General features: G+C 63.9%; 1 protein-coding gene. It reads left to right on the top strand.

Going from position 1 to position 366, the window contains the following annotated elements; translation table 11 throughout:
- Positions 1–178: 178 nt before the first annotated feature.
- The coding region (locus QWI17_RS05020; protein ID WP_302721411.1) for a hypothetical protein at positions 179–366 on the top strand (188 nt) is incomplete at its 3' end.

Here is a 366-nt window from a genome sequence, read left to right as displayed (position 1 = left end):
CGCGCCTCGGCGGTGGCCTCGCGCTCGGTCACGGCCTTTTCAGTGACGTCGACCATGTTGGCCCGCCCCTGGGAATCAAGATGTGTCAGCACTGCTCTGCTCCTGTGAAGGGAGCCTGCAGTGTAAACCTGTGGGTCAGGTTTGAGCAGAGGTATGTGTCGGCAGGTCTGGCCGCTGTATGAACACACTCGTGGAGATGCCGGGCAGCGGGCTGCCCGGCGACAGGGTTTTACAGATGCGACTCGGCGTACTCGGCCAGTACCGAGCGTGGCACACCCTGCAGGGTGATGTGCACGCCATGGGGGAAGTCCTTGAAGCGCTCGGTCAGGTAGGTCAGGCCCGAGCTGGTCGCGGACAGGTAGGGGG

This window comes from Gilvimarinus gilvus (genome assembly GCF_030518155.1).
Taxonomy (GTDB): Bacteria; Pseudomonadota; Gammaproteobacteria; order Pseudomonadales; family Cellvibrionaceae; genus Gilvimarinus; species Gilvimarinus gilvus.
This window is presented reverse-complemented; position numbering and strand designations above follow the sequence as displayed.